General features: G+C 56.0%; 16 protein-coding genes. 1 reads left to right on the top strand and 15 read right to left on the bottom strand.

Annotated elements, in window-relative coordinates; genetic code table 11:
- Nucleotide 1: 1 nt before the first annotated feature.
- The 14 genes from HALA3H3_RS11960 to dctP form a co-directional block, all read right to left on the bottom strand.
- Nucleotides 2-1,444, bottom strand: a complete 1,443-nt coding sequence (locus HALA3H3_RS11960; RefSeq protein WP_022521847.1) for a CheR family methyltransferase — start codon at nt 1,442-1,444, stop codon at nt 2-4.
- A complete protein-coding gene (gene cheB, locus HALA3H3_RS11965; RefSeq protein WP_022521848.1) occupies nt 1,441-2,508 on the bottom strand; it encodes a chemotaxis-specific protein-glutamate methyltransferase CheB in 1,068 nt (355 codons plus the stop codon). Before cheB ends, HALA3H3_RS11960 begins: the two co-directional genes overlap by 4 nt.
- A 12-nt stretch (nt 2,509-2,520) precedes the next feature.
- Nucleotides 2,521-4,563: a methyl-accepting chemotaxis protein gene (locus HALA3H3_RS11970; RefSeq protein ID WP_022521849.1), complete on the bottom strand. Its 2,043-nt coding sequence runs from the start codon at nt 4,561-4,563 to the stop codon at nt 2,521-2,523.
- A gap of 168 nt (nt 4,564-4,731) precedes the next feature.
- A complete protein-coding gene (locus tag HALA3H3_RS11975) occupies nt 4,732-5,898 on the bottom strand; it encodes a glutathionylspermidine synthase family protein (protein WP_022521850.1) in 1,167 nt (388 codons plus the stop codon).
- A gap of 19 nt (nt 5,899-5,917) precedes the next feature.
- Complete coding sequence (locus tag HALA3H3_RS11980) at nt 5,918-6,541, bottom strand: DUF1190 domain-containing protein (RefSeq protein ID WP_022521851.1); 624 nt, start codon at nt 6,539-6,541, stop codon at nt 5,918-5,920.
- Between the two features lie 23 nt (nt 6,542-6,564).
- Complete coding sequence (locus HALA3H3_RS11985; RefSeq protein WP_022521852.1) at nt 6,565-6,978, bottom strand: DUF350 domain-containing protein; 414 nt, start codon at nt 6,976-6,978, stop codon at nt 6,565-6,567.
- A 43-nt stretch (nt 6,979-7,021) separates the two neighbouring features.
- Nucleotides 7,022-7,744, bottom strand: a complete 723-nt coding sequence (locus HALA3H3_RS11990; RefSeq protein WP_022521853.1) for a DUF2491 family protein — start codon at nt 7,742-7,744, stop codon at nt 7,022-7,024.
- Between the two features lie 45 nt (nt 7,745-7,789).
- Nucleotides 7,790-8,485, bottom strand: coding sequence for a PspA/IM30 family protein (locus HALA3H3_RS11995; protein ID WP_009285863.1), 696 nt, complete (start codon nt 8,483-8,485; stop codon nt 7,790-7,792).
- 107 nt (nt 8,486-8,592) lie between these two features.
- The gene (locus HALA3H3_RS12000) at nt 8,593-9,051 is read right to left on the bottom strand and encodes a DUF2170 family protein (protein WP_235270540.1); all 459 of its coding nucleotides are present in this window, start codon (nt 9,049-9,051) and stop codon (nt 8,593-8,595) included.
- A 158-nt stretch (nt 9,052-9,209) separates the two neighbouring features.
- Entirely contained in the window at nt 9,210-10,748 is a 1,539-nt protein-coding gene (locus HALA3H3_RS12005) for a malonate--CoA ligase (RefSeq protein WP_022521855.1), read from the bottom strand.
- The gene (locus tag HALA3H3_RS12010; protein WP_022521856.1) at nt 10,745-12,136 is read right to left on the bottom strand and encodes a malonyl-CoA decarboxylase; all 1,392 of its coding nucleotides are present in this window, start codon (nt 12,134-12,136) and stop codon (nt 10,745-10,747) included. Before HALA3H3_RS12010 ends, HALA3H3_RS12005 begins: the two co-directional genes overlap by 4 nt.
- A gap of 11 nt (nt 12,137-12,147) precedes the next feature.
- Nucleotides 12,148-13,482 (bottom strand): TRAP transporter large permease, encoded by a 1,335-nt coding sequence (locus tag HALA3H3_RS12015; protein WP_009285860.1) that lies wholly within the window; start codon nt 13,480-13,482, stop codon nt 12,148-12,150.
- Between the two features lie 2 nt (nt 13,483-13,484).
- Nucleotides 13,485-14,006, bottom strand: coding sequence for a TRAP transporter small permease subunit (locus HALA3H3_RS12020; protein ID WP_022521857.1), 522 nt, complete (start codon nt 14,004-14,006; stop codon nt 13,485-13,487).
- Nucleotides 14,007-14,106: 100 nt separating this feature from the next.
- Nucleotides 14,107-15,102 carry a TRAP transporter substrate-binding protein DctP gene (gene dctP, locus HALA3H3_RS12025; RefSeq protein ID WP_022521858.1) on the bottom strand — a complete coding sequence of 332 codons (996 nt, stop codon included), beginning with the start codon at nt 15,100-15,102 and terminating at the stop codon, nt 14,107-14,109.
- A gap of 156 nt (nt 15,103-15,258) precedes the next feature.
- Here dctP and HALA3H3_RS12030 point away from each other — a divergent pair, with 156 nt between their 5' ends.
- Nucleotides 15,259-15,942 (top strand): GntR family transcriptional regulator, encoded by a 684-nt coding sequence (locus HALA3H3_RS12030; RefSeq protein ID WP_022521859.1) that lies wholly within the window; start codon nt 15,259-15,261, stop codon nt 15,940-15,942.
- A gap of 78 nt (nt 15,943-16,020) precedes the next feature.
- On the opposite strand, the gene HALA3H3_RS12035 is transcribed toward HALA3H3_RS12030, so the two are convergent.
- Complete coding sequence (locus tag HALA3H3_RS12035; RefSeq protein ID WP_022521860.1) at nt 16,021-26,781, bottom strand: LysM peptidoglycan-binding domain-containing protein; 10,761 nt, start codon at nt 26,779-26,781, stop codon at nt 16,021-16,023.
- Nucleotides 26,782-26,786: the final 5 nt, after the last annotated feature.

The raw sequence follows: 26,786 nt of genomic DNA on the forward strand, positions 1-26,786 counted from the left end.
ATTAACCCACTCCCTGGGTGGTACTGGTTGATGCCAGTGTTAGGTTCACCGCGTCTAAATAACGTTCGGCTAGAAAGCGCGCATCGCCTGGCGGTAGTGGTGGGGTGATGGTGTCTAGCCCTCCATCAGAGGTGGGCGCGGTGGTCAGCAAACGAACCACCGCAGCATAGCGCTGCTTGCGCTGTAATGGCTTGTCGGCCAGTTCACCTTGGCGATAAAGTTCAGCTAAATAGAAATGGGCCGGCCAACACTCCGGGGCAGCGTAAATGGCCCGCTTAAAATGCTCGTAGGCGAGCTGGGGTCGCTGCTGCCAGCGGGCGACCAACCCGGCCAGCACCAGCGCATCGATCGACCACGGCTGTTGCTCAAGTAGCGCCTCAAGCAGCGTAGCGGCGTCGTCAAACGCATTTTGGTTGAGCAACCGATGGGCGGTGTGCAGTTGGTGGCTAATGCTGTCCGTTGGCTCTTTTTCCGTTGCATGCTGACGTGGCGCCTGGGGTGCCACGTCAGTGCAGTTGTCTAACGCTAGCTGTTTATTTGCGCTCTCAGCAACGCTAAGACTGTCTTCAGTAATACTGTCTTCAGCCATGTTGTCCATCGCAAGTAATGAGGGCTGAAGGGGCGTCTCTGGCACTATCGCGGGTTGCTCTGCATGGCGAAAGTAAAATACGCCCTGAGCTTCGGTCAATTCAAACACGCCGAGATCGTTACCCAGGGTTTCGGTGACGCCGCAGAGTAAAATGCCATTGGGGGCCAGCAACTGGCTAAGTTGCTGATGGATATGGCGCCGCGTCTGCTGGTCAAAGTAGATCGAGACATTGCGAAACAGAATTACATCAAAGGGGCCGACGGGGCTGTCTTCGTTGGCGTTTAACAGGTTAAACGGCCGAAAGGTTACCCATTGGCGCAGCGGTTCGTGAAGCTTGTAACGCCCCTTGTGGGGGCTGAAGTAACGCTTTTTGAAGGCGGGGGAGAGGGCGCGAAACGCCATGCCGCCATAAACTGCCTGGCGTGCCTTGGCGAGGACTTGGTGATCCAGGTCGCCGCCGGTAATAGTAAACAGTGCTTTGGCCCGCTCGCCAAAGCACTCAAATAGCATCATCGCTACGCTATAGGGCTCTTCACCGGAAGAGCAGCCCGCGCTGAAGATAGAGAGCGGCGGCTGCTCTGTTGTTAGGCGTTGCGGTAAATAGGTGTTGACCAGCCAGTCCAGGGCGTCAGGTTCGCGAAAAAAATAGGTTTCGTTGACCGTTAACTGGCTGACAAATTGATCGAATAGCGCCGTGTCACAGCTTAATTGCTTGAGGAGCTGAGTGATGTCGGTTAGCCCCGTGGAGGCCTGTAAGCTGGCTACTGCTCGGAATAGCCGGGCTTCGGCCAAGCCATCTAGGTGTAAACCGCAGCGTTGATGCACCAGAGCTTTGAAGGGAGCAAACGCACTCATGCCAGAGGCTCCGGTCGGCTATCCATGCAGCCATGGACATCGCGTAGCAGTCGATCCGGAAGGCTATCGAGCGGTAATTCATACTGTATGACGCCTGCTTTGACGGCTTCCTGATTCATGCCATAAATCACCGAGCTAGCTTCATCTTGCGCGAAAGTGGTTCCGCCTGCGCGATGTATCGCCCGCATGCCATTCACTCCATCGCGGCCCATGCCGGTCAAAATAATACCAATCGCATCGCTGCCGTAGACCGCCGCGACACTTTGCAGCAGCACATCGCAACTGGGGTGGTACAGGGAGCATTCAGGACTGGGTTGAAGCTGGAAGCGGTGGCGGGAGGATACGCATAAGTCACGCTCGGAAGGTGATAGGTAAATATGCCCAGGGCGTAGCCGTTCGCCCTCTTGACCCACGCTAACCGGCATAGTGCAAAGGGATGCCAGCCATTGCGCCATGCCATCAATAAATCCATGACTGATGTGCTGGGCGATCACAATGGGGGCTGGAAACCCGCTGGGTAGCCTCCGCAGCACCCGCACTAAGGCTTGCGGGCCACCGGTTGAGCAGGCGATCGCGACCACGTGCTGGAAGTTACGCGGCACCCCCCGTGGTGTTACAGCAAATGTCGCTATTGGAGGAGAGGGGGTGGGTGCTAAGCCGCGTCGACGTAGACGAGTGATGACCGCCACGCCGGAAAGCAGGCGTACACGCTCCAGCAAGCGTTCGGCATCGGCTCCTTCCAGAGTGGGTTTAGGCATGACCTCCAACGCGCCTACCTCAAGGGCTTGATAAGCCGTTTGCGCATCGGAGCGGTCGCTGACTACCAGAATGGGCACTCCTTTGCTGTACATGATCTCTTCGATCGCGGACAAGCCGTCCATCACCGGCATGTTGAGATCCATGGTGATCAGCTGCGGCGCAAGGCGCTTGGCCAGTTCCACCGCTTCGCGACCATTAGTGGCTTCCCCCACGATCTCAATATCATCGTCCCGGCTGAGGATATCGCGTAGCACGTCGCGGGCTACTTGGCTGTCGTCGGCAATGACTACCCGAATTACACTCATCCGGTATCCTTATCAGCGATTTTTATTTGTTAGGGTGAACTCCTGCACCAGCGCGTTAAGCTCAGCCGACATATGGATCATGTCCTGGCTAATATCGGTAATACTGCGCACTGAGTGTGCGTTGCGAGAACTGGCCGTATCGATATCGCGTAGCGCCATCACCACCTGGCTGCTGGCGGTTTTTTGCTGCTGTGTGGAGAGCGATATCTGCTGGGCCGCGCTGCTGGTTTGACTCGCCGCCTTGAGCAGCGCCTCCAGATCCTGGGCGGTACTCATGCTTGCCTCAACGCCCTGCTCGATTGAGGAGGCACCTTTTTCAGAGGCCACCACCAAGCGATTAATCGCCGTCTGAATATCATCGGTATGCGCTTCAATCTCTTGGGTTGAGTCGGTCACGCTGTCAGCCAAGCGGCGTATCTCACTGGCGACAACCGAAAAGCGGCGGCCCGATTCCCCTGCGCTTGAAGCTTCCAAGGCGGCATTAAAAGCGATCAGCTTGGTCTGAGCGGCCAGGGTGTTGATCAGCTCCATAACCTTGTTGATCTGTTTGGATTTCGCCCCCAGCGTCATGATCTCTGTCAGGCTCTGTTCGCTGTCGCTACGGATATCCTGCATTTTTGACTGTAGCAGCTGCATGGCCGAACTGCCTTTCCGGCTGCGCTCCAGCGTCTGATTGGCAACGTCGACCACCGACTGAGAGTGATCGGCAATTTGGGTTGATGAGGTAGAGAGTTCTTCCATGGTGGAAGTTATTTCCGCTACCGAAGAGGCCATCTCCTCGACCGCTGCGGCCATGGTTTGGCTTGCTTCATGATCGATATCGCTGCCGTGCACACCGGAAAGCCCGGCGGTTTTCGCCAGCCGGTCGGCAACTTGCGTTAGTGCCTGAGCGTTTTTGGCCACTGCCGCAATAGCGCGGGAGAGGCGCTCAAGGAGCTCGTTGGTTTGGTTGGCTAAGTCGCCAAGTTCGGCTTTGTCATCGGTGCTGACCCGCCGCGAAAGATCCAGGCTGTGGGTGATGTCTTTCAACTGGCGCTGGAAATCAATCAGCGGGCGGATGAGGCTGCCAGTCAGCGGGTAGAGTACCAGCAGCCCAACGAGCAGAATGAGCAGCCCTATACCGCTGGACTCCAGGAAGCGCTCGTGGGTGGACGCCAGGTACGCCTTTTTATCGACTTCCACCATTAGGTAGCGCTGCAGCTCGGGGAGCCAGATCGTGCTGACCAACACTTCTTGACCGTCACGGGTCGCTTCATGCACCTGTAGCTGCTCGTTTTGCAGCAAACGCTGCGACGCTTGCTCTGGTACGGCCTCGGTGGCTGTTGCGACAGTAGGAGCTGATTCATCACTACGCTTGGCTTTGCCGCTGCGAACAAGCAGCTCACCTTCGGCGCTGAGCAGCGAGGCGTGTCCGCTACCACCTAAGCGAAAGTCATCAATCAAACTGGCCATTTGGGAGAGATCAAGCCCCGCACCGGCCACGACCAGCGGTCGACCGTTGGCGGCATTTACCGCGCTGCGATAATTGACGTACACAAAGGCATCGTCGGGGGAAAAAGTGTCGCTATCTAAATTTAGCTCGTAAGCGTTGTCGCTGTCAGTAAAGTGGTAGTACCAGTCATCTTCGTTGCCGGGGGGCTGGATAATGCGCTGCAGAAATTCACCGTTGCGCAGCTGGAAATAGTAGCCCCGACCCTGGTGTTGGGCGGCGATAAACAGCAGCTCGGTGTCTAACTGCTCCATAAGACGCGCTAGATACGCCGCAATGTCGTTTTGTCGCTCTTCCGGTAGGCCTTCGCGAACCCACTGCTCAATAAAGTAGCTATTGGCCAAGCTTTCGGAAATGGCAAGATCCTGGCTAAGGCTGAGGTTTATATGCGCTGCCAGCCCTTTGACCTGTGCCGGTAGCTCTTGATTAAGCAGGTTATCCAGCCGCGCTTGGCTGTGTGAACGTGCTTGAAGATAGAGCGCCAAAAGCATCGCGAATGCTAAGACTGTCCCAAAAGAGAGAAATAGACGAAGCCGTAAAGGTAGGGATTTCCAGCGCGCCATCATGTTAGCCGTTGCTCCAAAGTAAACGGTGGCCCTAACGGCGCTGCTCAATAGCGCTCAGGGTTAGAAGTAGAGTGATACTTACCATTCTACTTAGGGTAGTGGCAACGATTTCAGCTTTTTTTTGTGAGGACTGGCTAGCCTGTGATAAGTGTATTTTGGTACTTGCGCTTACACGATCGCGTGGGGCACAAAGCAGGAGGAGTCTTTGGTGATGCGACCAACGTCTTCACGAATGCCCATGCCGCAGGCACGGTCGCCCACTACCCAACTGCCAATTAAGGCGTGGTTATTACCAAAGCGCGGCATCGGGTGGTAAGCCTGCCGAATCCATGGGCTGTCGGTATAGGGGCCGTCCACGGCCTCCCGCTGGCCAGTTGGAGTGATTAGCTCCACATTGCTGCCTTCCCGGGAGAAGAACGGTTTACGCACCCAGCCCGCAGGCAGTGGTGGGCTATTGGCATCCTCAAAAAACGCCGGTAACAGATTGGGGTGGCCCTTAAAGTGCTCCCATAAAAGGGGCAGAATCCCCTTGTTGGAGAGAATGGCTTTCCAGGGCGGCTCAAACCAGTGGGTGTTTAGCTGCGGGATATATTCGCCAAACGCATCGTCGGCCATCTCTTCCCAGGGGTAGAGTTTGAACAGGGCGTGGATAGGCTGGTCATCAAGGTCAACAAAGTGTTCCGTCCCTGGGCGTAGACCAATATCTTCGGTGAAGATAAAGGGCGCATTGAGGCCTGCCTGCACCGCCACGTCTTGTAAATAATGCACGGTGGCGCGCTCTTCGGCATTATCTTTGATACAGGAGAAGTAGAGCGTACGCGCTTCAATGCGATCGCCAAGGTGCGCCATAGCATTGATCAAGCGCTCTTGAATCGAGTTGTACTGATCCGCATGGCGCGGCAGGATGCCTTGTTGGATAGCTTGCTCAAGCCACACCCACTGAAAGAAGCCTGCTTCGTAGAGTGAGGTAGGGGTGTCGTAGTTGAGTTCCAGCAGTTTCGCCGGACCATCGCCTGAATAGGCAAAATCCATCCGCCCGTAGAGGTGCGGCTGACCCGACTTCCAGGAGTTGTGGATGCTGTCCCACATGTGTTCAGGCAACGCCAGACGCTGCATAAGCGCATTGGAGTGGCAAACCTTGTCCACCAGCTCCATGCACATTTCATGCACTTCCTCGGTAGGTGCTTCGATATCTCGCTCTACCTGCTCTAGGCTGAACTGGTAGTAGGCATCCTCTTTCCAGTAAGGCTCCCCGTCGATGGTATGAAAATGAAAGCCCAGCTCGTGGGCGAGGGCTTTCCACTCTTTCCTTTCAGGGATATCGATTCGCAGCATAGTAATGTTTGCCTGGGGGTTATGAGCCCCAGCCGCCGCGGGCAGAAGAGCGTGAGCCAAAGCCTCGGCGCTGAGACGCGGCTTGGCGGTTCTGAGCCACTGAGCTACGCATGGCATCGTTACGCTGAGTGACGCGCTGAGTCGCCTGGCTAGAGGCCGTGTTCCAGTTGCCCTGGTTCTGGCGATTGCGGTACACCGGCTCCTGATACACCCGCTCGAAGGAGCGTCCACGATTGGTGTTGGACATCATGCTGCCGACCATATAACCCATCATGGCAGGCATGAACCAGCTGCCGCCGGTGTTACCCGTAGCCGCTTGAGACTGCTCTTCGGTCGGCGCGGTACAAGCGCCTTCACCATTCTCCGCTTCGCACTCCTCCAGGGTGCTATAGCGCGGCACCTCTTTTAATGAGGCTTCGTAAGCATCTTCACAGGCGCTACGGGTATAGACATTCTCTGCAACACAATCCTCAACGCTTTGAAAGCTGCGCGGCTGGTCGAACTCTATATCGGTGATTTGCTCTTCCTGGGGCGGTTGGCCACAGGCGGTAAGACCAAAGGCGCTGGCGCCCATCATTGCCAGTGACAAGCGCCCGCTGCGCTTGCGGCGCGGCAAATGAGGGGTACTATCGTGTTTTGACATGCAGGCTCTCCTTTACCACGTCGTTACCAAGTCATCGAAGCGGCGTTGAGTAAGCCGACTGCCACGGCCACGCTGGCCATTAAAATGCCGTAGGCCTGGTGGCCTTCGGTAATGTGCTGAGACAGGCTTTCGCCCTGCTTGCGCAGAAACAACTTAACGCCAAAGAAGGTGGCCAGCTGAACGATAAAGGCGACAATGCCCCAGAGCACAAAATCGATGAAGCTAATGGAGTTTGCCATCGCGCTGTACAGCGGAATGGTGAAGCCTAAAATGGAGCCGCCATAGGCAGAAGCAGCGGCCGCATTACCTTCGCGAATCAGCGTCCACTCGTGGTGCGGGGTAATCCGGCTGTAGCAGTACATAAAGGCGGCGAGCAGGATAATCGCCGTGACTAGATAGGCGATAAATGATGGCAGGCCGTAGAGGTAATTCACCATGGTGGTTGCTTCCTTTTCAGTAGCTTAAAAATAGACTTGCGGGTCAAACAGCGTCGATATCGACGGAGGCCACATCTACCCCCACGTTGTGCACCACCATAAAGCTGCCTTCGCCATCGCTTTCTGCGCTCAGCAGTAAGTACTCCATACGCTCAGCGCCTTCGATGGTACGCTCATAGAGCATGGCATGGTGGGTCACATGGCGCGCCGACACGCTCTCGGTGGTCATTACCTGCTCTTCGAAAACCACCGGCGGCGACCACAGGCTGTCACCATTCCCCCACACTCGCTGATAGGTGCAACTGCGCGCCTCCTCAGTGGTTGAGGTGAGCGCGATGGTTTGGGCGCCGATGCTGTCGGGCTGTTTATCTTCACCGTTTATCAAATTATCAAATTCGGCATCCGAGAGATGGGCAACACGGTAAAAGTCGAACAGCTTATATTCAAGCACCTGACCGTTCTCAATATTGGCCTGCAGCCAGGTGTCGTTATCCAGATAGAAGCGCACCAAGTGCGCTCCTTGACCAAGATCGACGTGCCCCACGGCAGCTATATGATGGTAGGCATCGTCGTTCCAGCGAAACAGTGCATCGGGGTGGGCGCGCAGGCCGATCAGCTTAATATTGACGCGCCCATCCAGGCGTAGGCCCTCAAGGTCTTCCTGGCTGATACTCATAGGCAGGCCAGCGGCCACCGGGCGGCCTTCGTTAGGCTCGGGTGGTTTCTCCGTCGTAGCGCGAAAAAGTGCCTTGAGGGTGTTAAACATGGCCTGGCTCCCTAATAAATTTAAACGCTGATTTGCTCTTAACGCTTATTCCTGTGCGGCGTTTTTCTTCGCTTTCAGGCGCGCTAACACGTCGTCTGCTTTGCGATTCTGGCCACCCACCCCGGCTGCTTTCAGGCGGGCTTCCAGCGAGCTGCCGCTCTCTTCTGCGGCCATGTCGTCAGCGGCTTGCATTTGCGCTGAATTAAGCTGCTGGCGCTCTTTGATGCGCTCCAGTGACTCCATGGCGCTGCTCATGGCGCTGTTCTGGCCTGAGTGGCGAGCCGCAACGGCAGATTGGGCTTTTTGTGCTGACTCAGTCGCCTTAACGACGCTCACCTGCTGCTTGAGTTGGCGAAGCTGATTGTCGGTGCCGCGAATCGCGCCGCGTAGTTTTTCGATGCTGGCGTCGTACTCGCTGACAATAGCGCGCTCCGCTTCCAGGTCATCCTGCAGCGCCACCATGCGTTCAGCCACTTCCACGGCTAGCGCTTCTTCACCTTTATCCAGCGCGGCCTCAGCGCTTTTTTCCAGTTCGGCGATTTTGCTTTCCAGGGCGTCAGCTTTATTGCTGTTTAGCTGGCGCTGGCCCATCAGGCGGGTGAGTTCGGTTTTAGATTGGCTCAGGTGATTTTCCGAGTCGCGGATTTCCTGGTCTAAAATGCGCAGTGCTTGGGAATCCACCACGGCTTGACCGGTTTCATTCGCTTTGCCACGCAGGGCAGTCATAATTTTGCTTAACATATAAGTGTCTCTTCTTTAAGAATATCTTTAAATAAAGCGCCACTGTTTCAGTGTGCATGTCAGTGGCGATGACCGATTAACTCTGTTTTCGATAACCCCTGTTAGGCTTAGGCAAAGTGCGTTTGAATCAGTTCGGCGACGTCCATGGCCGCGCTGGCTGTGGCGTGTAGCTCGGCACAAATCGATTCAAGCTTTGAGTCGCCAAACAGCTGTCCGTAAGCCACATAAAAGTCGTGACCGTCGATCTCGACAATCCCCACGGAGGCCAGCGGTAACGCAATGCCTTGGCGCAGCAGTACTTCGTTGAGCTCAGCGGTGTTTTTAACGCTCTCCACGGCAACGATAGGTGCCATGGCGACCCACTCATTTTCGCTGCGCGACAGGGTAATCGGCAAGTTGCCGTAGTCGTTAAGCTCCCAGATCAGGGTCTGATTCGTCTCATCCAGGCTGATAGTGCCCTCAGGCCACTCAAGGGGCGCATCTCCAGCGCTGTTGTGCGCTGGCTGACTGACTAACTTATATAGCTCGGTGGCGGTGATGCCGTTGGTAACGGTAGGCGTAGTCAAGGCAATCTGCTCCATCGTTTGTTAAGTGACCTTACCTTAACATTTAGTAGAGCAAATGGTTCCTTTTCGCAAAAAAACGCCCCGCCTCTTTCCCTTATCGTGTCAGGTGAAAGAGTTGGGGCAAACATTTAGGGGTGGGTAACGCTTAGGAATGGCGACTAAGGCGTTTGGTAGGTGTCGTTGAACCGTTTGCGCAGTTCATTTTTCTGTACTTTGCCCATCGTATTGCGCGGCAGTTCATCGACAAAGAAGACCCGCTTGGGCTGCTTATACTTAGCTAGTCGCCCATCTAAATGGGTGATTACTTTCTCCTCTTCAAGCTGGTTTTCTCCAAGATCAGCGCCTTGCTGGCGAACCACCACTGCGGTAACGCCCTCGCCAAAGTCAGGGTGCGGTAGACCGATCACTGCGGATTCGGCGACTTGATCAAGCTCGTCGATCACCTGCTCCACCTCTTTGGGGTAAACGTTGTAGCCGCCGGAAATCACCAGATCCTTGTCACGGCCAACAATATGCACATAGCCCTGCTCGTCGACCATGGCGAGATCGCCGGTAATGAAAAAGCCGTCGTCTAACAGCTCTTCGCGGGTCTTTTCGGGCATTCGCCAGTAGCCGATAAAGACATTCGGGCCGCGAATCTGCAGCATGCCAATCTCACCAAACGGCACCTCCGCGCCAGTTTCTCGATTGGTAATGCGCATCTCCACACCGGGTAGTGGCATGCCCACAGTGCCTGCTCGGCGGGCACCGTCATAGGGGTTGGAGAGGTTCATATTGGTTTCAGTCATGCCGTAGCGCTCAAGAATCGCATGCCCCGTTTTGGCTTCAAATGCCTCGTGGGTCTCGGCGGTGAGCGGAGCGGAGCCGGAAACGAACAGCCGCATGTTGGCGGTAGCTTCTGGGGTCAGTCGTTCGTCCTGAACCAAGCGCGTATAGAAGGTAGGAACGCCCATCATCACAGTGCCACGGGGCAACTCTTCAAAAATGACATCGGCATCGAACTTAGGCAGGAAGAGCATGCTGGCGCCCGCCATCAAAGTGACGTTGCAGGCGACGAATAAGCCGTGGGTGTGGAAGATCGGCAGCGCATGAATCAGCCGGTCATCAGCGCTGAAGTGCCACGCTTTGGCCAGGGTCTTGGCGTTAGAGGCGAGGTTTTTGTGCGTTAGCATGGCGCCTTTGGAGCGCCCAGTGGTGCCTGAGGTATAGAGAATCGCGGCCAGGTCGCGTTCGCCAAGTGCCACGATGTCTTCTCTTGGTACTGCCGCTTGGGCGGTTTCCATCAGGCTACCATCGGCGGCGCTGCCCAGGGTGACCACCGCCGGACAGCCGGTTTCAGCAGCAAGCGACAGTGCTTGCTCTTCTATCTTGGGGCGACAAACGAACAGCGCGGGCTCGGCGTCATTTAAAAAGTAGCGAATCTCATCGCCGGTATAGCCCGTATTGAGGGGCAAATAGACGCCGCCGATGCGCAGGCAGGCCAGGTAAAGCAGTATCGCCTCAGGACTTTTATCCACCTGCACGGCAACGCGGTCGCCTTGCTTAACGCCTAGCTCGGTTAGTGCGCCGGCAAGCTGCGCACTGATGGTCAGCGCATCGGCGTAGCGATAGCGGCGGCCATCGCGGGTAGTAATAAAATCGGCCTCTGCGCGCTCGCGCATTTTGGCAGCAAAGGTTTCAAATAGGTTGTGGCTCATTTGGTGGTCTCTCCTTTGGCCAGCTTGCGAGCGCGTTTGGCGAGGTCGCGCACCTCATTCGAGCAAGCAACGGTCGCCTTGGCGGTATAGTTTTCGTGATTGCGCTCGATATCGTCCAGCACATACAGATAGTTAACCATCAGTCCAGCGGCTTGTTTAAAGCCCTTCTCGGAGATATCGCCCAACCAATTAATACGGTGGAGTTCAGCGCCGTTGCCGAGGTGAAAGCGGGCCACCGGGTTGAGCGGCAGGCCGTGGCGGTTCTTCTCTTCGACCAAGTAACGGGCGGCCAGTGGGCGAATCGCGGCTTTAAGCTGCTCTTCAAGCGCTTTGTCCTGATGCCATCCTGGGGTTTCAAGCCCTTTGAGTGATTTACGCAGCGACGAGGGAAGCTGCTCATCCTCACGCTGCTCCTGCAGCCACTGGGCGAAGCCAGGTACCGGCGAGAGGGTGACGAAGTATTTAAGCTGCGGCAGCTCCTGGGAGAGCTCTTGCACCACCTGCTTGATCAAAAAATTACCGAAGGAGATGCCGCGCAGGCCGGTCTGGCAGTTGCTGATACCAAAGAACGCCGCAGTATCGGCATCCTCGGGCTCATCGATGGCTTTTTTAGTATGACGACTCTCGCCAGAACCCTCTCCAGAACTTTCCCCCGATAAGATGGGCTGTATACGGCTTGGCAAGCCCTTGTGGAGGGCCACTTCCACAAAGATCAGCGGCTCGTCGCCAATGGCGGGGTGGAAGAAGGCGAAACAGCGGCGATCGCGGGCATCCAGGCGCCGGCGCAGATCATCCCAATCCTGTATTTCGTGTACCGCTTCGTAGCGGATGATCTTCTCTAGAATCGAAGCGGGAGTGTTCCAGTCAATGCGCTTGAGCATCAAAAAGCCGCGGTTGAACCAGGAGCCGAACAGATGGGCGAAATCGTCGTCGATGGGCGCTAATTCCGGCTGTTCGCGTAGTAGCCCCAGCAGGTCTTCACGCATTTTAACCAGCTCATAGGTGCCGTCGCTGGCCAGGTTTAAACGCCGAAAAAGCTCTTGGCGCCGGGGCTCGCAGGCTTCAAACAGGCGCTGTAGCGATTGGTTGTCGCGAACCTCTTGATATGCCAGGTAGGCCGCGTCAATGGGGCCAGGTTCAGCCGCAAAGTCAGCCATTAGGCGGGCAAAAAAGCTGCTTTTTTCAGCTGCCGAAAGGCGCTGATAAATCGCCAAGGCGCGGCTTGCCAGCGCGATGCTGGAGGCTTCGCCATCGCTTTCCAACAGCTTGTGGCAGGCGTTAACCAACTGCCCATGGTCGGGCGTTAAAGTCTCGGGATGGCGGCGCCGCAACAGTGCATCGCGCTGAGTGATGTTGTTGAACAGCTCCTGCAAAAACAGCATGTTCATGGTCGAACTCCTTAACCCATGATCAAGTTAGGTAGCCAAAGCGCGATGCCTGGGAAGAGACACAGCAGCAAGATACCCAGCACCATACATAGCGCGTAGGGCAAGCTTCCCATCAGAATGTCGCGCAGCGAAATATCCGGTGCGATACCTTTAATAATGAACAAATTGAGACCCACTGGCGGTGTGATCAGACCTATCTCCAGGTTGATGGTCAAAATCACCGCAAACCAGTAGGGGTCGAAATTAGCCGCCAGGATGATAGGTAACAGAATGGGCGCGGTCATCACGATCACGGCCACGGGGGGCAGGAAGAAACCCGCCACCAGCAGAAAGAGGTTAATCACCCCCATCAGCGCCCAGCGGTTGATCTCCAGATCAGCAATCGCGGCGGCGACGGTTTGGGTGATAAACATCGAGGAGAGCGCATAGGCGAACACTTCGGCGGTGGCGATCACCAGCATGATCATCACGCTTTCGCGCAGCGAGTCGCGCATAATCAGTTTTATCGGGCCCAACTGCCACATGCGGTAGATCAAAATAGCCAGCGCCAAACACAGAAATGCACCCACACCCGCCGCCTCTGACGGTGTTGCCACCCCACCGTACAAGGCAAACAGGATACCCGCGACCACGCCCAGGAAAGGCAGAACACGCACTAGCGCTTTCAGGTTGGTATCAACATTCTGCTTAACGTTCTGCTTTAGCCGTTCGACGGACTCCGCCATCGGGTTGTTATAGCCACCGGCCATCTTGCAGGCGATCATCGTCCAGATCATAAACAGGCCTGCAAGCATAAAGCCTGGCACCACCCCGGCAATAAACAGTCGACCAATAGAGGTCTCGGTGGAGATGCCGTAGATAATCATGGTGACCGACGGCGGAATCAGGATGCCCAGGGTGCCACCCGCGGCAATACAGCCCGCCGCCACGCCATCCGGGTAGCCGCGCATGCGCATTTCGGGAATGCCCATTTTACCAATTGCCGCACAGGTGGCTGGTGACGATCCCGAGAGCGCAGCAAAGATAGAGCAGGCGCCGATATTGGAAACCGCCAAGCCGCCGGGCAGCTTGCCCATCCATAGATCCAGCGAGCGATACAGATCGCGCCCGGTGGGGGAGGAGGCCACCGCGGCGCCCATCAGAATAAACATCGGAATGGCGACAAAACCAAACTCGGCGATGCGGTCAAAAAAGGTTTCCCCGAAGTAGGTGAGCTCAGCAAGGCCGCGGTCGTAGATCAGCGCCAGCAGCGATACACCGCCCAGGGCGAAAGCGATAGGGGTGCCAATGGCCATCAGCGCAATCAGCGCGATGGCGACAATAATGCCTAAGGTAATGGGATCCATGCTTAGTTCTCCCCACGCAAAATTTCAGCCACATACTGCAGCGACAGCAGGGTAGCGCCGACGGCCATGGGCAGCAGGGCGGGCCACAGCGGTGGATTCCAGACGGAACCCGTCGTCCACTCACCGTGAAGTGCCTCAAAAACATAGACCCAGCTGGCATACGCCAGGGCGGCACAGAAACCTAATCCAAACAGCGAAGCGATCAAACGCATGATGGTGCGGGTAATACCACCCAGCGCATCGGGCACAATAGTGATAGCCACGTGCCCGCCGGTCATCAGTACATAAGGGCTACCCATCAACATCGCTGCCGTTACTGAAAAGATGGTGAATTCGGTCTGCCAACTGGTGCTCATTCCAAGCAAGTAACGAATAAATACCATCTGGCAAATCACTAATACGCCAGCGATAAACATGGCGCAGGCTAAATAGGCGGAAAGCCGCGAAAGCTTATCCATGACGCGAATGTAGCCGCCGATGATGCCCCCACGCGTCAGGGCATTGTGAGTCGTTGCAGGTGCCATATTTCCCTCGTCAAGCTGGTTATTTCGCCAAGCTAAGCAAGCATCAGTTGAAAACGGCCACCCCGAAGGGCAGCCGAGCCGTTAGGCGTTTATAGGTTGCTTACTCGACGGCCAGCGCTGCATCGATAATGGCCTGGCCATTGGGAACATTGTCGGCAAAGTTTTTGTAGGAGGTTTCCTTGGCGATATCGAGCCAGGCGTTGTAGTCGTCTTCGCTCATGCTGACCACCTCAACGCCGTTCTCCTCGTAAAGATCGACCATTTCTTGATCAATGGCGGCGGCCTCTTCAGCAAAGAAGGCTTCTGCGGCTTCACCGGCTTCTATCAGCGCTGCTTGCTGTTCATCGTTAAGCTCTTGCCATACCTGCTCAGAAATAAGAATGGGTTCGTACATGTACCAGAGCGCGAAGTCACCCGGCTCGGTCAAGCATTCAACCTGTTCATAAAGCCGGAAAGAGATAAACGACATCGACGAGGTATTGGCGGCATCCAGCACACCTGTTTGCATGGCGGTATACACCTCGGAAGAGGGCATGGAGGCAATGGAGGCGCCAGCGGCCTCAAGCATTTGTTCAAACGCAGGTCCTGCAGCACGGAAATTTTGGCCCTCGACGGTATCCGGGGAGGTAACGCACTGTTCGCTAGATGCAAAGCCACCGGATAACCAGGCATCTGCAAGTACTCGAGCGCCGCCTTCGCGAATGACTTCTTTAATCATGTCCATATATTCAGAGTCATTCAGACGTTGGGCATGGGCCTGATTACGCACTAAGCCCGGCATCAGCGTAGCTGAAAATTCCGGATGCCGACCACTGGCGTAGTCCAGCGGTAGAGAGGTGATATCGAGGCGACCACGAGCGATAGCGCCCCACTGTTCACGCGCTTTGAACAGCGATTGGCCCGGATAAACTTCTATGGTCAGCCCTACATCCGCATCGGCTACTTTGCGGGCCATCATTTGCACCATTTCGTCGCGAACATCTCCCTGCCCCCCGGGGAATTGATGCGACGCGCGTAGCACGGTATCGGCAGAGGCGTGGGAAGCGGCAATGGCGAGACCGAGAGCGGCAGCAGTTGAGATCAAATAGCGTTGCATGAGGCGTCTCCAACAGTTGTTGTTGTGTGTTTGGATGGGCTATATGTATCTATCAGTCGAGATGATATATATATCAATAGGCGCTATGTATGCTAATGTCAACTGTATGACAGCATTAAAACGGCTAAGACGAGCCGCGATCCAAGGAGGTAAAAGATGACCGGCACCAAGCGATCCAATGCTCAGCGATTAAGAGATTCTCTTGAGGATGACATCATCAATGGCCGCCGTTTACCGGGAGAGCGCCTGGATCCAGAGGCCTTGGGGCGCGAGTTTCAGGTTTCGCGAACGCCTGTGCGCGAAGCCTTTCAACAGTTGGTCGCCAGCGGCTTGGTCACCGTTTCCCCGAAGAAGGGCACCTTCGTTGCGAAAGTGGGGATTGATCAACTGATCGAGATGTTTGAGGTGATGGCGGAGCTTGAAGGCATGTGTGGCCGCTTGGCGGCGCGCCGGATTACCGAATCAGAGCTGGCCGCGTTACGCGAAGCGCATCAGCGCTGCGAAGCAGCGGCCCTGGCCGGCGACAGCGACGAGTATTACTACGAAAACGAAGGCTTTCACGACTGTATCTACACCGCTAGCCACAACACTTTTTTGGCCAGCGAAGCGCGCCAACTTAAACAACGTTTAAAGCCTTACCGGCGCCTGCAGCTCCAAGTGCGCCAGCGGGTCAATAATTCCCTTAGCGAGCACCAAACCATCGTCGAGGCTATTGAGCGGGGTGACTCTGTGGCGGCCCAGCAAGCACTGAGCGACCATGTATTGATTCAAGGCGAGCGCTTTAGCGATTTCGTTTCCAGCGTACGCAGGATGGAGTCACCGTTAGAGAGAACGGGCTGATTTGGGTTGCTAACCAGCCTCGGCAGTAGCTCTCCTGCTTGCGGAAGGGCTAGCCAACTTTTATCTGTGTGCCGTTAATCATTTGTTGGGTTTCACGAGGCTTGCTGCCAGCGATAGGTTAGAAATTCTCAACAATGGCAGGCTAGCGCTGCTGGCCGCTGAGAAAACGGTAATATCGAAGCTGAAACCAGCGCTTGCGTTGACTAGTGGCTTTGTGTCGTTGAACCAGCTTTGAGCATAGTCTCCGACCGTAGCGATGAAACTCGGGTCGGTCTTTCCTTCGGTCGAGGTTGGCGCCAAAAGCGACAGCGGCAAGACCGTGTCTGGGATATGTTGTTCGCCAACCAGATTGTAGCGGTAGGTGGTCTCAATCCGTACCAGTAACGGCTCCTGAATAGGTACTTGGGGTAGCGGCGCGAGCAGTTGATTGAAAAAAGGCTCAAGCCATTGGGTCACTGTGCGCGGAGTATCCCCGTCCAGGGTGTAGTTCGGAATACTGATCAGTGGTACCAGAGGGTTGGCGAATTTCGCCGGTGCTGTGGTGAATTCGAACGCTGGCGTGGTTTTAACATCAAGGTCTGGTGACAGATGTCGGTTGCGCATGACTTGGATTGAAGCCCACCCGCTTTGCAATGCGAACAGGTCGAGGTCGTTGAAGCCGACCTGACGTTCGGAGTCGGTGCGGGCGGTTTCGTAGGCAAGCCATTCGGGCAGGTCTGGGTTTGCCCCTTCGCGTCGCTTGTACTGCCACACTACGGCTCCCGTTGCGGGCGTGCTGTGGATTTCGTGTGGCTCGTAGCTCTGCGAGTTGATAAGTACTTGGGCCAGGGAGAGGAAATTGTCTTTGCTCTCCTGGCTGATCTCAAAACGCTGCGGAATGATCTCGACCTGGGCGTGGCCTTCGTCGGAAGGTGTCAGCAGTATCTCGAAGGTGTATTCAACGCGCGGTGCGGCCTTGGCGAACTGGGCGGTCAGTTTGCCCCTGGCCCACTCATCGTAGGCCGTGGCGACATTCGACGTCACGGCTTCGAAGGCCGCAATGGCGTCCTTGGCTAAGGCGACCGATGGATCCGCGGCAGAAGTCTTGCCGCTGACTGGCCGCAGGTAGGACTCCAGATCGCGCGCTACCGCTGGATAAATCGCTACAAATTGGGCCAGGGCATCGAAAAGTGCCTTATCCTTGCTTGCGCCTACCAGATCATCGTCGGAGATGCTGGCATCTTGGTTAAAGACGACATCGGCCATGACTGAATCCTGGGCCGCCTGCTGTAGCAGATACGTGAAGTCGTAGCGCCAGGATTTGAGTTCGGCTGGGCTTTGCGGCGTAGCCATACTCGGGATGCCGGTCTGCACTTCAACCGTAGCGGGTTGTGGCAAGGCACGTAACGCTACCGGAATGGAAAAGCTATCGCCCTTGGCAGGTTTAATGGGTGTGGTGATCGGCCCGGTGAGCAGAGAGATCCAGTTCGACTGTTCGTAGTTTTCGATCCCTGCGACGCCGCGGATGTCATACTCAATGTGGGTGAGGGTGTAATCGAGTTTCAACTCTACATAGCTCTCTGAGTCGGCTGACCGGGAGGTGGCAAGAAAGGCCAGAGTGCTGGTGTCTTCACCCTGGGTCAGCGGGATCTTGCCGGTGGTTAGGGAGAAGTTGTCGTTAGGTAGCTCTGTGCTGGCTCCTGTCAGTGTTGCACTGGGTTGGCCGAACAAGCGCGGTGGCACATCGGCGCGTCCCAGCGGAGGGGCGTATGAAGTACCCGTTACTGGTAGAACCGCCACTGCCGTCAGCGAGTTTGCGCTGCTGAGCCGGTTCAAAAGAGCCTGTTTTAGTTTCTCAATTGCAGCCGGTTGCAAGCTGTCGTCACCGCCAACAAGTACCGAGGTGGCGGTTGATGAAATGGCGTGAGCAAGGGCCTTCTTGTGCTCAAGCAGGCGCCACAGATACCCCGTTTTTTCGGGCTCGATGGGCAGGCCATCTTGCTTGGTCTCGGGCTCGTCGGTCAAACCGAGTAGCCGGTCGAGCTGGTAGAGCGGCGTTGAAAAGGACGCTGCCAGTACATCATCGACCGCTGTTAACACCTCCTCCAGCCAAACATTTGGATCAACGCTGGTGAAGGTGGTGAGTGTGCCTGAATCGGAAGCTGGATAGGGCGTGCCTGTTTCGTAAGGGCGCAAGTCGACCTCGATGGTGACCAAGTTCGACGCGATAGGTAACGGTGCAAAATAGCTCGCCGTGTTGCCAATCTTGTAGCCGATACCTGCCGGCGTTGCTGCATCTGGCTTGGCCATGCGCACCGCCCAGACGGTCGAGCCGTTACTGGTGCTGGACGTACTTGGGTCAGGTGAACCTGTACCGACTCGCATCTGCCAGTTCTCAGTCTGGAAGGTCTTTTCAAAACGCAGTGCGAACTCGGTCAGTGCCACTGGATAGGTTTGAGTCTCGTCCGTTGCCTTGAGGTTTGGCTGCGGCAGTTCGATAAGCCCATTGGCGGGAATGTTGGAGACCGCTCGCAATCCTCCACGCACGGTGCGCAGGTTAGGTGCTACCCATTCGGCCTGTCGGGTAAAGCTGAGGCCGAGTTCAAGCTGATGAATGTCTGCCGTGGTGTCGATCTCGTTGAGGTCGATGCTGCGGGTAATCGTCGTTTTGTCAGGTGGCGTTGCCGTGTGACCATCCGCACGTGCGGTCAGATAGGTAATCGCCGCGCTCAGATAGGCTAGGATCTGTTCACGTTCGGCTGACGTCAGCGGTTGGGTCTTCTCGGCCATCAGCGAATTTTCGAAGGCCATGGTGACCACCGGGCCGTCCAACCCCATCATCCCGAGTGATGTATAGTCCTGGATAAGTTGAAAGTAGACCCGCGTCAGTTGGGAGAGATCACAGCGAGCGGTGCGTTGCCATACTGGTAGTGTGTCTCCAGCACGGACTATATGCAGGTCACTTGCGCGGCTGAGTTGGGTATCTGGCTCATAAGGCGTCGGGTCGAATACCAGTTCGACGCTAAGTTGGGGCGCTCCAGCGTCGCCGGAGTAAGTATAGGCCCGGGTAGTCGAGGGCCAGGCATCGATAGGAATCAGCGCATCGGAACAGGTTAGCATTGTCCCCAGGGTGCCATAAGGCGGGGTTGTTTCCTGCTCAACCGTGTTAAAGGGGTTGGGGATCCGATTGCCGAACAGGTCTAGCCAGTCTAGCGCCAACGTTAGCGGCGTTCCGATACCAAGGTAAGGATTGCCAGAAGGATCAAGCAGGCTGGTATCGCCCGGTACGGCATTGGTCAATGCCTTACCGGTGAAGCCGAGGGTCTGGCTGTAGTGATAAGGCGTATCCTCTGCCAGCGCTTGTCGCTTTAAAATCCGCGAGCGTGGCGTAGAACTCGGTTCGGCCGGTGGATCCTTCGGGCCGAAGGAGGCTCCCATCTGACTGGCATCGAAATAGGGCGTAGCGACGATCTGCGCACTGAGCAACTGATAAAGTTGCAGTAACGTGTCTTGGGTATAGGTTTTCAGGTCTGCTGTTGTCGGGTTTTCCGGGAGCTGCGGTATCGCACCGCGCTCGCGTTGTAGACTGAAGCCAGCATTACCGAGACCAAGGTTGGGTTTGGCCGCTAAGGCTAGAGGGTCGATGTTAACCACATCTCCAAAGAGCCCCGCCGTATTGCGCGCGCCGTAAATCAATGAGGCCAATGAAGTGTTGAAATAGCGTGCTATGTCGGTGAGCGTCGAGCCTGGGGCACCACCAATCTGGTAAGTGAAAGGTGGAAGGCGGAAAATCGACAGGGGAGCCACCGAAATTCCTGGATTCCAAGCCATAATGTCGGCCTTGGTTACGCCTTGGCCTGGAACGCAGCCAGCAGAGTAATAGTCGGCAAGCGTCTGTAGCGGGTCGGCTGTGGACGCCTGTTGCGGTGTCAATTGGGCAATGAGGCCGGAGATAGGGACATGAGCACCTGCGGTGAGCGTCTCCCTGGGGTTGGCCTTAGCCAGACCCGCCAAGTCGAGCCCATAGGCCGCAGTAATCTCGGAGAGTGTCAGGCCGGAGACATCGCCGCTGGGGGCTGGTGCCGAAGTGCCGGTTAGCTGCACCACCGAGGATTTTGGATCGATTGGTGCCGAGGTGACTAGGGCGTTCACTGCGTTGAAGACCCTTGTCGCCGATTGCAACGCAGCATCACGGCGTAAGGTGATCACCAGTGTCAGCGTCGCTGTACCGTCGTTATCGAATAAGCCCGTTGGCAGCCCAGAGCCGGTGACGAGGTTTTGATAGAACAGGAAACTACCACCTGAATTAACGGTACTAAGTTCCCACAGCAGCTTGATGAACTCCGCTGGGGCCATAGCGATCCCCGTCGGTGGTTCCTCGGCGAACTGGGCATTGGCACGAAATGCACCTGCCGGAGGGTTGGTCTCGGTGGAAAGGTTCGACTGTACGATGTAAGACAGGAAGTCAGACGGCGCCTGGCTGGTTAGCCCCGGTACGCCATTATTGATGTCGGCATAGGTCAGGAACAAGCCACTGACAAGGTCTTCGCCGATGCTTGCCATGGAGGTCAGTAATCGCTCCAGCAGTACCGACTCCCCTGGGTTGGGGCCAATAATCTCATAGGCATAAGGCGCGAAGTCCTGTGCTGGCGAGCCGCTATTCCCCGGCCCCGGCGGTACGATGTCATTGGCGTCAGGCCGCTGCGGTGCCTGATCAGCTGTTTGTGCTAATGCCTTGATGCGGAAGTCGATCCGTGTCGCGAAACTGTAGTCATCAATCGGTTGGAAGGCGGTCTTCTGCGTGGCCGGGTCTGTGGTGCCGACTTCCGGAATCAGCGGCGGCAGATAAGGTTGCATCTCGCTGAAGGACAAGCCCTGGGCTGCGAGCGCGGCCTGGTTTGCCTCAATGATCTGTTGTAGCGCTGGTGACAGTTCGAAAAGGATCGGGCTTGCCTGGGGCGCACTGGCTTGGTCGGCGACTTTGCTTTGTCCCGCCGGAGGCGCACAAACCGCTGCAAGCCCCGCGCTATCGGCGGTCTTCCATGGTACATAGGTCGCCATACCATAGCTGCGCGGTTCCAGTTCTGTCTCCGGTGTTATCATCAGCGCCTCGACGCGTGGCTTGTAGCCATTGGTGCGGGCGGTATCGACTACCTGGGTTAGCAAACCGGCTTGGGAAATGTTATCGAAACTTGCTGACGTGCTGCTGCCAATACTGATCCAATCGTAATCTGGCGTATCGGGGCGGCTAAGGGTGATCGTATAGTCGTCACTGCGGTTCGCCAGTGGTACCTGCTGGCCGGTCAACTGATAGAGGCTGTAAGCGGTTTGAGTATCCCAATAGGGTGCGCCGTAGAGAAAATCTTTTGGTAACGTGAGTCCTGGTGCCACCGGAAGCCGCATACCGTGCAACATATAGCGCGCAGCCATGCCGGCGGTTTGGCCGAGTGAGCCGGTGGCGACGATGGACGGCCAAAGGCTGTCCTCGGGGAGCACAGAGAGCCGCGGTACGGCGAAGGCTAGATCCGTGTCGGTTCGGAACAGATTCGCTTTGGCCATGGTACTGGCGGTCAAGAAGCTTTCCTTCGGCACATGGTAGCGTGCCAGGATCGTCGCGATGGTATCTTCATCCCTGGTCGTATAGGCAACATCGGGAACACAAGTCTGTACGGCTGCGGCGAGCAGTCCTGCTTGGGTGTAAAGCTGCGTCTCCTGAGCAAGCGCCTTGAGCGTTAGGCCCACACCTGCGGCGATAGCATTGAAGTCGTCGCCGGGCTGAGTGTTATAGACCTTATCGTTGAGCTCGACAGTGATTCCGGAGGCGATCAGGTTATTTTGGCTCCGGTTCTTAGTGATCAGGCTCGCCGGCTCAATGCCATAACGGCCAGCAATGGCTTGCAGCGTGTCACCCGACTGCACCATATATGGGATACTCGCCAGCTTAAGTGTCAGTCCCGCCGTCAGTGGATAGGTCATATTGGACGCGATCAAGTCTGCGGCATTGAGTTGATCAGCCAGCATATTATTCGCCCAGTTTACAATTGTATTGATCGAGGTCTCGTCGGTCAGCGGATAGGGGTAGTCATCGAAGACGTCGAGTGCCCGCTGAACCAGCTGCCTGGCCAGCAAGACAATGTAGTCGGTGAGTATCGTGGCTGCCATCGGCACTGAAGGGCTAGCGCTCTGGTCGAGTGTTTGTGTGCCATCGCCATCGGTCTCGCTATCAACATTGGCGGCCGTTTCGGCAAAAATTTGGCGTACTAACATCTGATAATCGGTGTCAGCACTAACATAGGCACTTAGGTCGATCGTTACTTCGCCAGTGTCCTGGGTAGGATCCGGCACGCTGAGGCGCAAAAATGGCAACGCCGGGAACAGCGTAGCGCCAGCATTGAGTGCCGATCGACGCTCCTCGCTTAGATTGGCGTCGGGCAAACTGATCTTCACGGTGAAGTTTTCTGCCAGAAAGGCCTCAATCTGTGCAGGAGTGAAGGGTTCAATGTCAGGATCTGACAGGGTTTGCAGGATACCCTCAACCGCCGCACGTGACAGGGTGCCGGTGGCCGTGCTCGGCAGTGGCAGTCCGGTCTCATGCGTTACGCTATGCAGGATCCATGGCAATAGTTGGGCACAGAGCTTACCAAAGGAGGTGTCGGCGCCATCTCCCGCTGGGGATGTACCTTCAGTGGGTTGCTCTGGTGCATCCATTGAGAACAGTACTACAAGGGCACCTTCTTGCTGAGCGTAGCCAGCATTTTCCGCACCGAGAACCGTCATCTGGGTCGCTAGGGTGATCTCCAGAGTGTCCGGGCTTGCGGTGAGGCTTTGCTGGCGCTTCATACGCGCCAACCCTTGCGTGGCATCGAGGCGGAAAGCTCGGTGATAAATGCCGTAGTCGAATAGCGTGCGGGGCACAGGCAAACGACGCTGGCGCTGATAAGCGCCATCTGCAGTCACGCCAATAAACACTGCCTCGGGCAGTTGGCGTGATGGATCGTCCCATGGCGCCTGGCTATCACTGCCAATTGTCAGCTCTTCGCGAATCGTAGCCGCAAATGACAGGCTGATAGAGATAGAGAAGAGCCCGAGGTCGATTTTAACTTTGACCGAGACGTTAACCTCGGCGGCCAACATCAAGGGGATCTTACGGAAGCTTTCGTAGGTGATCTGGATATACACTTTCACCGTGATATCCAAATCAGCCTTGATAATTGCAAAGTTGATCGACCCATAGAGCCGGCCGATTAATCCGAAGGTGCCTGTCAGCTTGAAATAATAGTCACCCTGCACCTCGTTTGAGCTGCTGGAGCGGGTTAGTTGATAGGGGTGGGTTAGTTGATAGGGGTGCCAGGCCGCAAGCGTGCCCTCAATGATGCCGAAGATAGTGATTGAGAAACCGGCCTTCAGAATGCCGTACTCAACCGAGCGCCCGAGACCAATTTCTGCACCGAAGCCGAAGACGATGACCGGGTGGAAGGTACCTCTCGTCGTTACCGGTAGGTTCGGTGCGGTAGCGTTGGACAGCTTGCCGAAATAAAAGCCAGCAGAACCCAACACCGGAACACCATAGATGATTGCTTCAACTCTGAAAGATCGGCTGAAGTCCATATTTTTCGGGAAACCGAAGTCGATTAGGAAATCACCATTGGTGTAGATCTGGATGCCGATAACTGGCAGGGTGACCTTAAAGGCGCCAAAATCGAGGTTACGCAGAACCCCTGGCAGCGTGAATTCAATTTGATAAAGCCCGATATCGTCGGTGATACGTTTGTAGAGAACGTCGATCTCAAGACCATCTAAGACCTTGACCTTTTCCCCGTTGAGAGCAATGCGCAGGCCGTAAAGATTGGGATCGTTAAAGACGATCTGCATATCAACCGAATAGGTGTTCGTGGCCGGAATCTTAAGCACACCGAAGTGGAGCGCTGCCAACCAGTTAGAGGAGGGGTTGTAGTAGGGCTGTCCACTCTTTTGCTGGCTCGGATCGAACGGTATACCAGGGCCGTCGGAGGGCGGAATATCTGCCAGTGCTTTAATCACGGCTTTGGTGGAATCGAAAGCACCCGGGTCATAGATGGCCACCCGCTGACCGAGTGCCATCATGTAAAGATGGAAGTAGCTGTTCCCGCGCCCGGGAACATCCGGCATGTTCTTGACGTCCTGTCCTTCGCTCTCTTTGTTAAACAGCGGTTCATTCTCAAGACCGGGGATCTGCGTCTTACCATCGATCACCAGTATGGTCTTGCCGTCGACCTGGCGGAAGACGAGACCATGGACAGTAAGGAAGCCCAGGTTGATCGATGATGGTAGCTTATAATGAGCGCTAATCCGGTTTTTGACGCCACTCTTCAGATCAAAGCTGATCGACAGCCCATCGAGTGAGATCGTATTGAGCATATCCCAGGGGCTCGACAGGGTGAAATAGGGATCGCCCAACATCTCCATCAGCGCCGTAACGAGACCGCCGACGGTCCAGCCGTTCATCGAGAAGGTGATGGTCTCTTCAGTGAATGAATATTCGGCGCGAAAGCCCTTCCAAGCCATCCACAGTACTTGACTGTACTGTTCGGCCGCGACGGCGTCACGCATTGCCTGGGTCATTGGCATCACAAGGCTCTGGACATCATTTTTGGCTGGGCCGAAACGGTAGCCGATCTCGACCGTGGCGCCGATGGTGTCGAGGGTAATGGTGCCAATGATCTGGCCGGAAAACTCCGTTCCCGCCTGACGGTTGCCATCATATTGCAAGCCGATGTCTGCCAGCGTTGCCACCGGGAAGTCTGGGGTCAGTTGGAAGTTCCAGCTAAGTTTTCCAGAGATTTTGTAAGACGATTGCTGCTGCTTTTCGGCAAGTATGGGAAGCGCTGCACGATACTGGGCATTGGTCAGTGCCCCGACCGGGCGCACGGGGCTTGTCCAGCCAGCGCCCAGGTGGCGGCCCGCCACATGCCTGGCTGGACGAATAAGCGCAGTGCTAGCCTTGTTGTCTTTGGGATTGGAAGAGACCACTGGGATTTCTGCATTCAGTGCAAATGCCTCGACGGTCAGATCACCGGGGATAAAATCTGGCAGTTGGTAGGCATCAAAAAATTGCCTCAGCAAATCGCTGATTGAGACCGGCTCCAAAAGAGCAGTGTCGAGACTCCAGACCGGCGGTTGTGCAGTACCGTCGTAGTCGACGCGCATAGAAGCAGAGAGCGGCCCAACCTTAACCTGGCCGTCGATGGAACCGGTGTAGACGGTCGCCCCCTTTTGATTATCCGTGCGGTTCGGTGTGCTGGCGCCGAGTTTAAAGGCCATGTTGCTGATTTCGACCAGCTTCTGCCCATCCGGTGTCTGGATAAAAGGCACGTCCAGCGAGGCATCTACGGTAAAGCCTAACTGGTAGGCTTTTTCACTGGTCTGAACGGCGATAATAATATCGGAAAATTCTACTTCTACGCCTTGTGGCATACCGATGGCGCCGCCGGTGACACCCATCAGGACGTCATTCATGGACGCCTTGCCATCGAAGTTGCCGTTAAAATTAAGATCCTGGTCGATCTGAATGCGGAATTCACCACCCGGCGAGCCATCCTTCTGGCGGAAAATGTCGGGGAATAACGTAAAGAGGGCGGAAAAATTGGCGAAGGTCTTGCTGGGTTTATCGCCCGCCATCTGCATACGCCAGTTGAACGAGAATGCTTGGATCTCGAATTGCTCGCCGGATGTTGGATCAATGAACAGCGGAATCGGTTTGCCCTGTACCGAACCAAGCTGGGCGGCGAGGCTCGTCACCCCCATTGTCGGGCTGGCTGGTCCGGCAATCTGAAAGCCCTGCATTTGCACGCTGGCGAGATATTCCTGCAGTACCGGCGGCACCGAGCGGAAATAGCTCTGGCCGGCCATCAGCGCGATGACTGCGCTCGGCGTAATCGGCTTGTCACTGTCGGCAGCCGCAATCGAGAAGGCGTAACTGTAACGGGCGCTGGTTCCTGACGGTGATTCGGCGGCTTTGGGAATCAGGCTACGCAGCAGCACAGGAATCTCTGTCCCCTCGTCGACGGACTGCAGCGTGACGACGGCTTCGACAAAATATTGCGGATTCTGGTTGTAGGTCTTTTCGGCAGCTTCCCCTTCTTCTGCCGGCAGCTCGCCTTCCACTGTTTTGACGACAAAGCCGATGCGGGGCAGTGACACATCAATGAAAAACAGCTTGAGGTCGCCTGCCGAAGGAATGCCAGCTGAGACATCCATTTCTGGAACGAAGGTGTTTTTAAGATCAGCCGAACTAAGCCTGACTGGTCCCGATAGCACTAGGTCGGACGGGTTCGGCAGGCCCTGGATCAGGTCGAGGATAAGCTTGACCGTGCTGGGCACCACAAAGTTGCCATACAGGTTCTGGCCCGTGGCCATGGGTACCGATGCCCCGTTGAAGTCTAAGGACTGTTCCGCCGTGGTATAGAAAAACCGTTGTTCGATCTGCTCCAATACGCTGTAGGGGTAGCCACTCATAGCGGTGAAGAAATCCTTCAACTGCCATTCTTGTGGCGCGACATCGATACCGAGAATCGGTGTATCGCTGTCGTTATCCTTGCCTATGATATAAGTCTGACTGGTCGGCGCGTTAAGGAAAGTCAGGGAGACCTCCGGGATAGAGAAGCTCCCGCTGGTTACTTCGCTGACCGAGGCGCGGCTGTAGGTGATCTCCAACCCGTTGGTATCGTCGCTAAGTCGGAAGGCAGCTTTTATGTCAGCCGTAAAGTTCTCCGGTGGCACCAATCCGGCGTTGACCCAGAAGGTGTCGTTGAGAATCACTGGGCCGTCTGGCGCATTGGCGAAGGCGTCGCGCAGCTTTTGGATCGGAGTTGGATCAGCCATGGGGG

It is taken from the genome of Halomonas sp. A3H3, from assembly GCF_000982975.1.
Classification (GTDB): Bacteria; Pseudomonadota; Gammaproteobacteria; order Pseudomonadales; family Halomonadaceae; genus Vreelandella; species Vreelandella titanicae.

Bases quoted from the DNA above. Each gene is read 5' to 3' on its own strand.
- HALA3H3_RS11960 (WP_022521847.1), bottom strand. From the start codon at position 1,444: ATGAGTGCGTTTGCTCCCTTCAAAGCTCTGGTGCATCAACGCTGCGGT.
- cheB (WP_022521848.1), bottom strand. From the start codon at position 2,508: ATGAGTGTAATTCGGGTAGTCATTGCCGACGACAGCCAAGTAGCCCGC.
- HALA3H3_RS11970 (WP_022521849.1), bottom strand. From the start codon at position 4,563: ATGATGGCGCGCTGGAAATCCCTACCTTTACGGCTTCGTCTATTTCTC.
- HALA3H3_RS11975 (WP_022521850.1), bottom strand. From the start codon at position 5,898: ATGCTGCGAATCGATATCCCTGAAAGGAAAGAGTGGAAAGCCCTCGCC.
- HALA3H3_RS11980 (WP_022521851.1), bottom strand. From the start codon at position 6,541: ATGTCAAAACACGATAGTACCCCTCATTTGCCGCGCCGCAAGCGCAGC.
- HALA3H3_RS11985 (WP_022521852.1), bottom strand. From the start codon at position 6,978: ATGGTGAATTACCTCTACGGCCTGCCATCATTTATCGCCTATCTAGTC.
- HALA3H3_RS11990 (WP_022521853.1), bottom strand. From the start codon at position 7,744: ATGTTTAACACCCTCAAGGCACTTTTTCGCGCTACGACGGAGAAACCA.
- HALA3H3_RS11995 (WP_009285863.1), bottom strand. From the start codon at position 8,485: ATGTTAAGCAAAATTATGACTGCCCTGCGTGGCAAAGCGAATGAAACC.
- HALA3H3_RS12005 (WP_022521855.1), bottom strand. From the start codon at position 10,748: ATGAGCCACAACCTATTTGAAACCTTTGCTGCCAAAATGCGCGAGCGC.
- HALA3H3_RS12010 (WP_022521856.1), bottom strand. From the start codon at position 12,136: ATGAACATGCTGTTTTTGCAGGAGCTGTTCAACAACATCACTCAGCGC.
- HALA3H3_RS12015 (WP_009285860.1), bottom strand. From the start codon at position 13,482: ATGGATCCCATTACCTTAGGCATTATTGTCGCCATCGCGCTGATTGCG.
- HALA3H3_RS12020 (WP_022521857.1), bottom strand. From the start codon at position 14,006: ATGGCACCTGCAACGACTCACAATGCCCTGACGCGTGGGGGCATCATC.
- dctP (WP_022521858.1), bottom strand. From the start codon at position 15,102: ATGCAACGCTATTTGATCTCAACTGCTGCCGCTCTCGGTCTCGCCATT.
- HALA3H3_RS12030 (WP_022521859.1), top strand. From the start codon at position 15,259: ATGACCGGCACCAAGCGATCCAATGCTCAGCGATTAAGAGATTCTCTT.
- HALA3H3_RS12035 (WP_022521860.1), bottom strand. From the start codon at position 26,781: ATGGCTGATCCAACTCCGATCCAAAAGCTGCGCGACGCCTTCGCCAAT.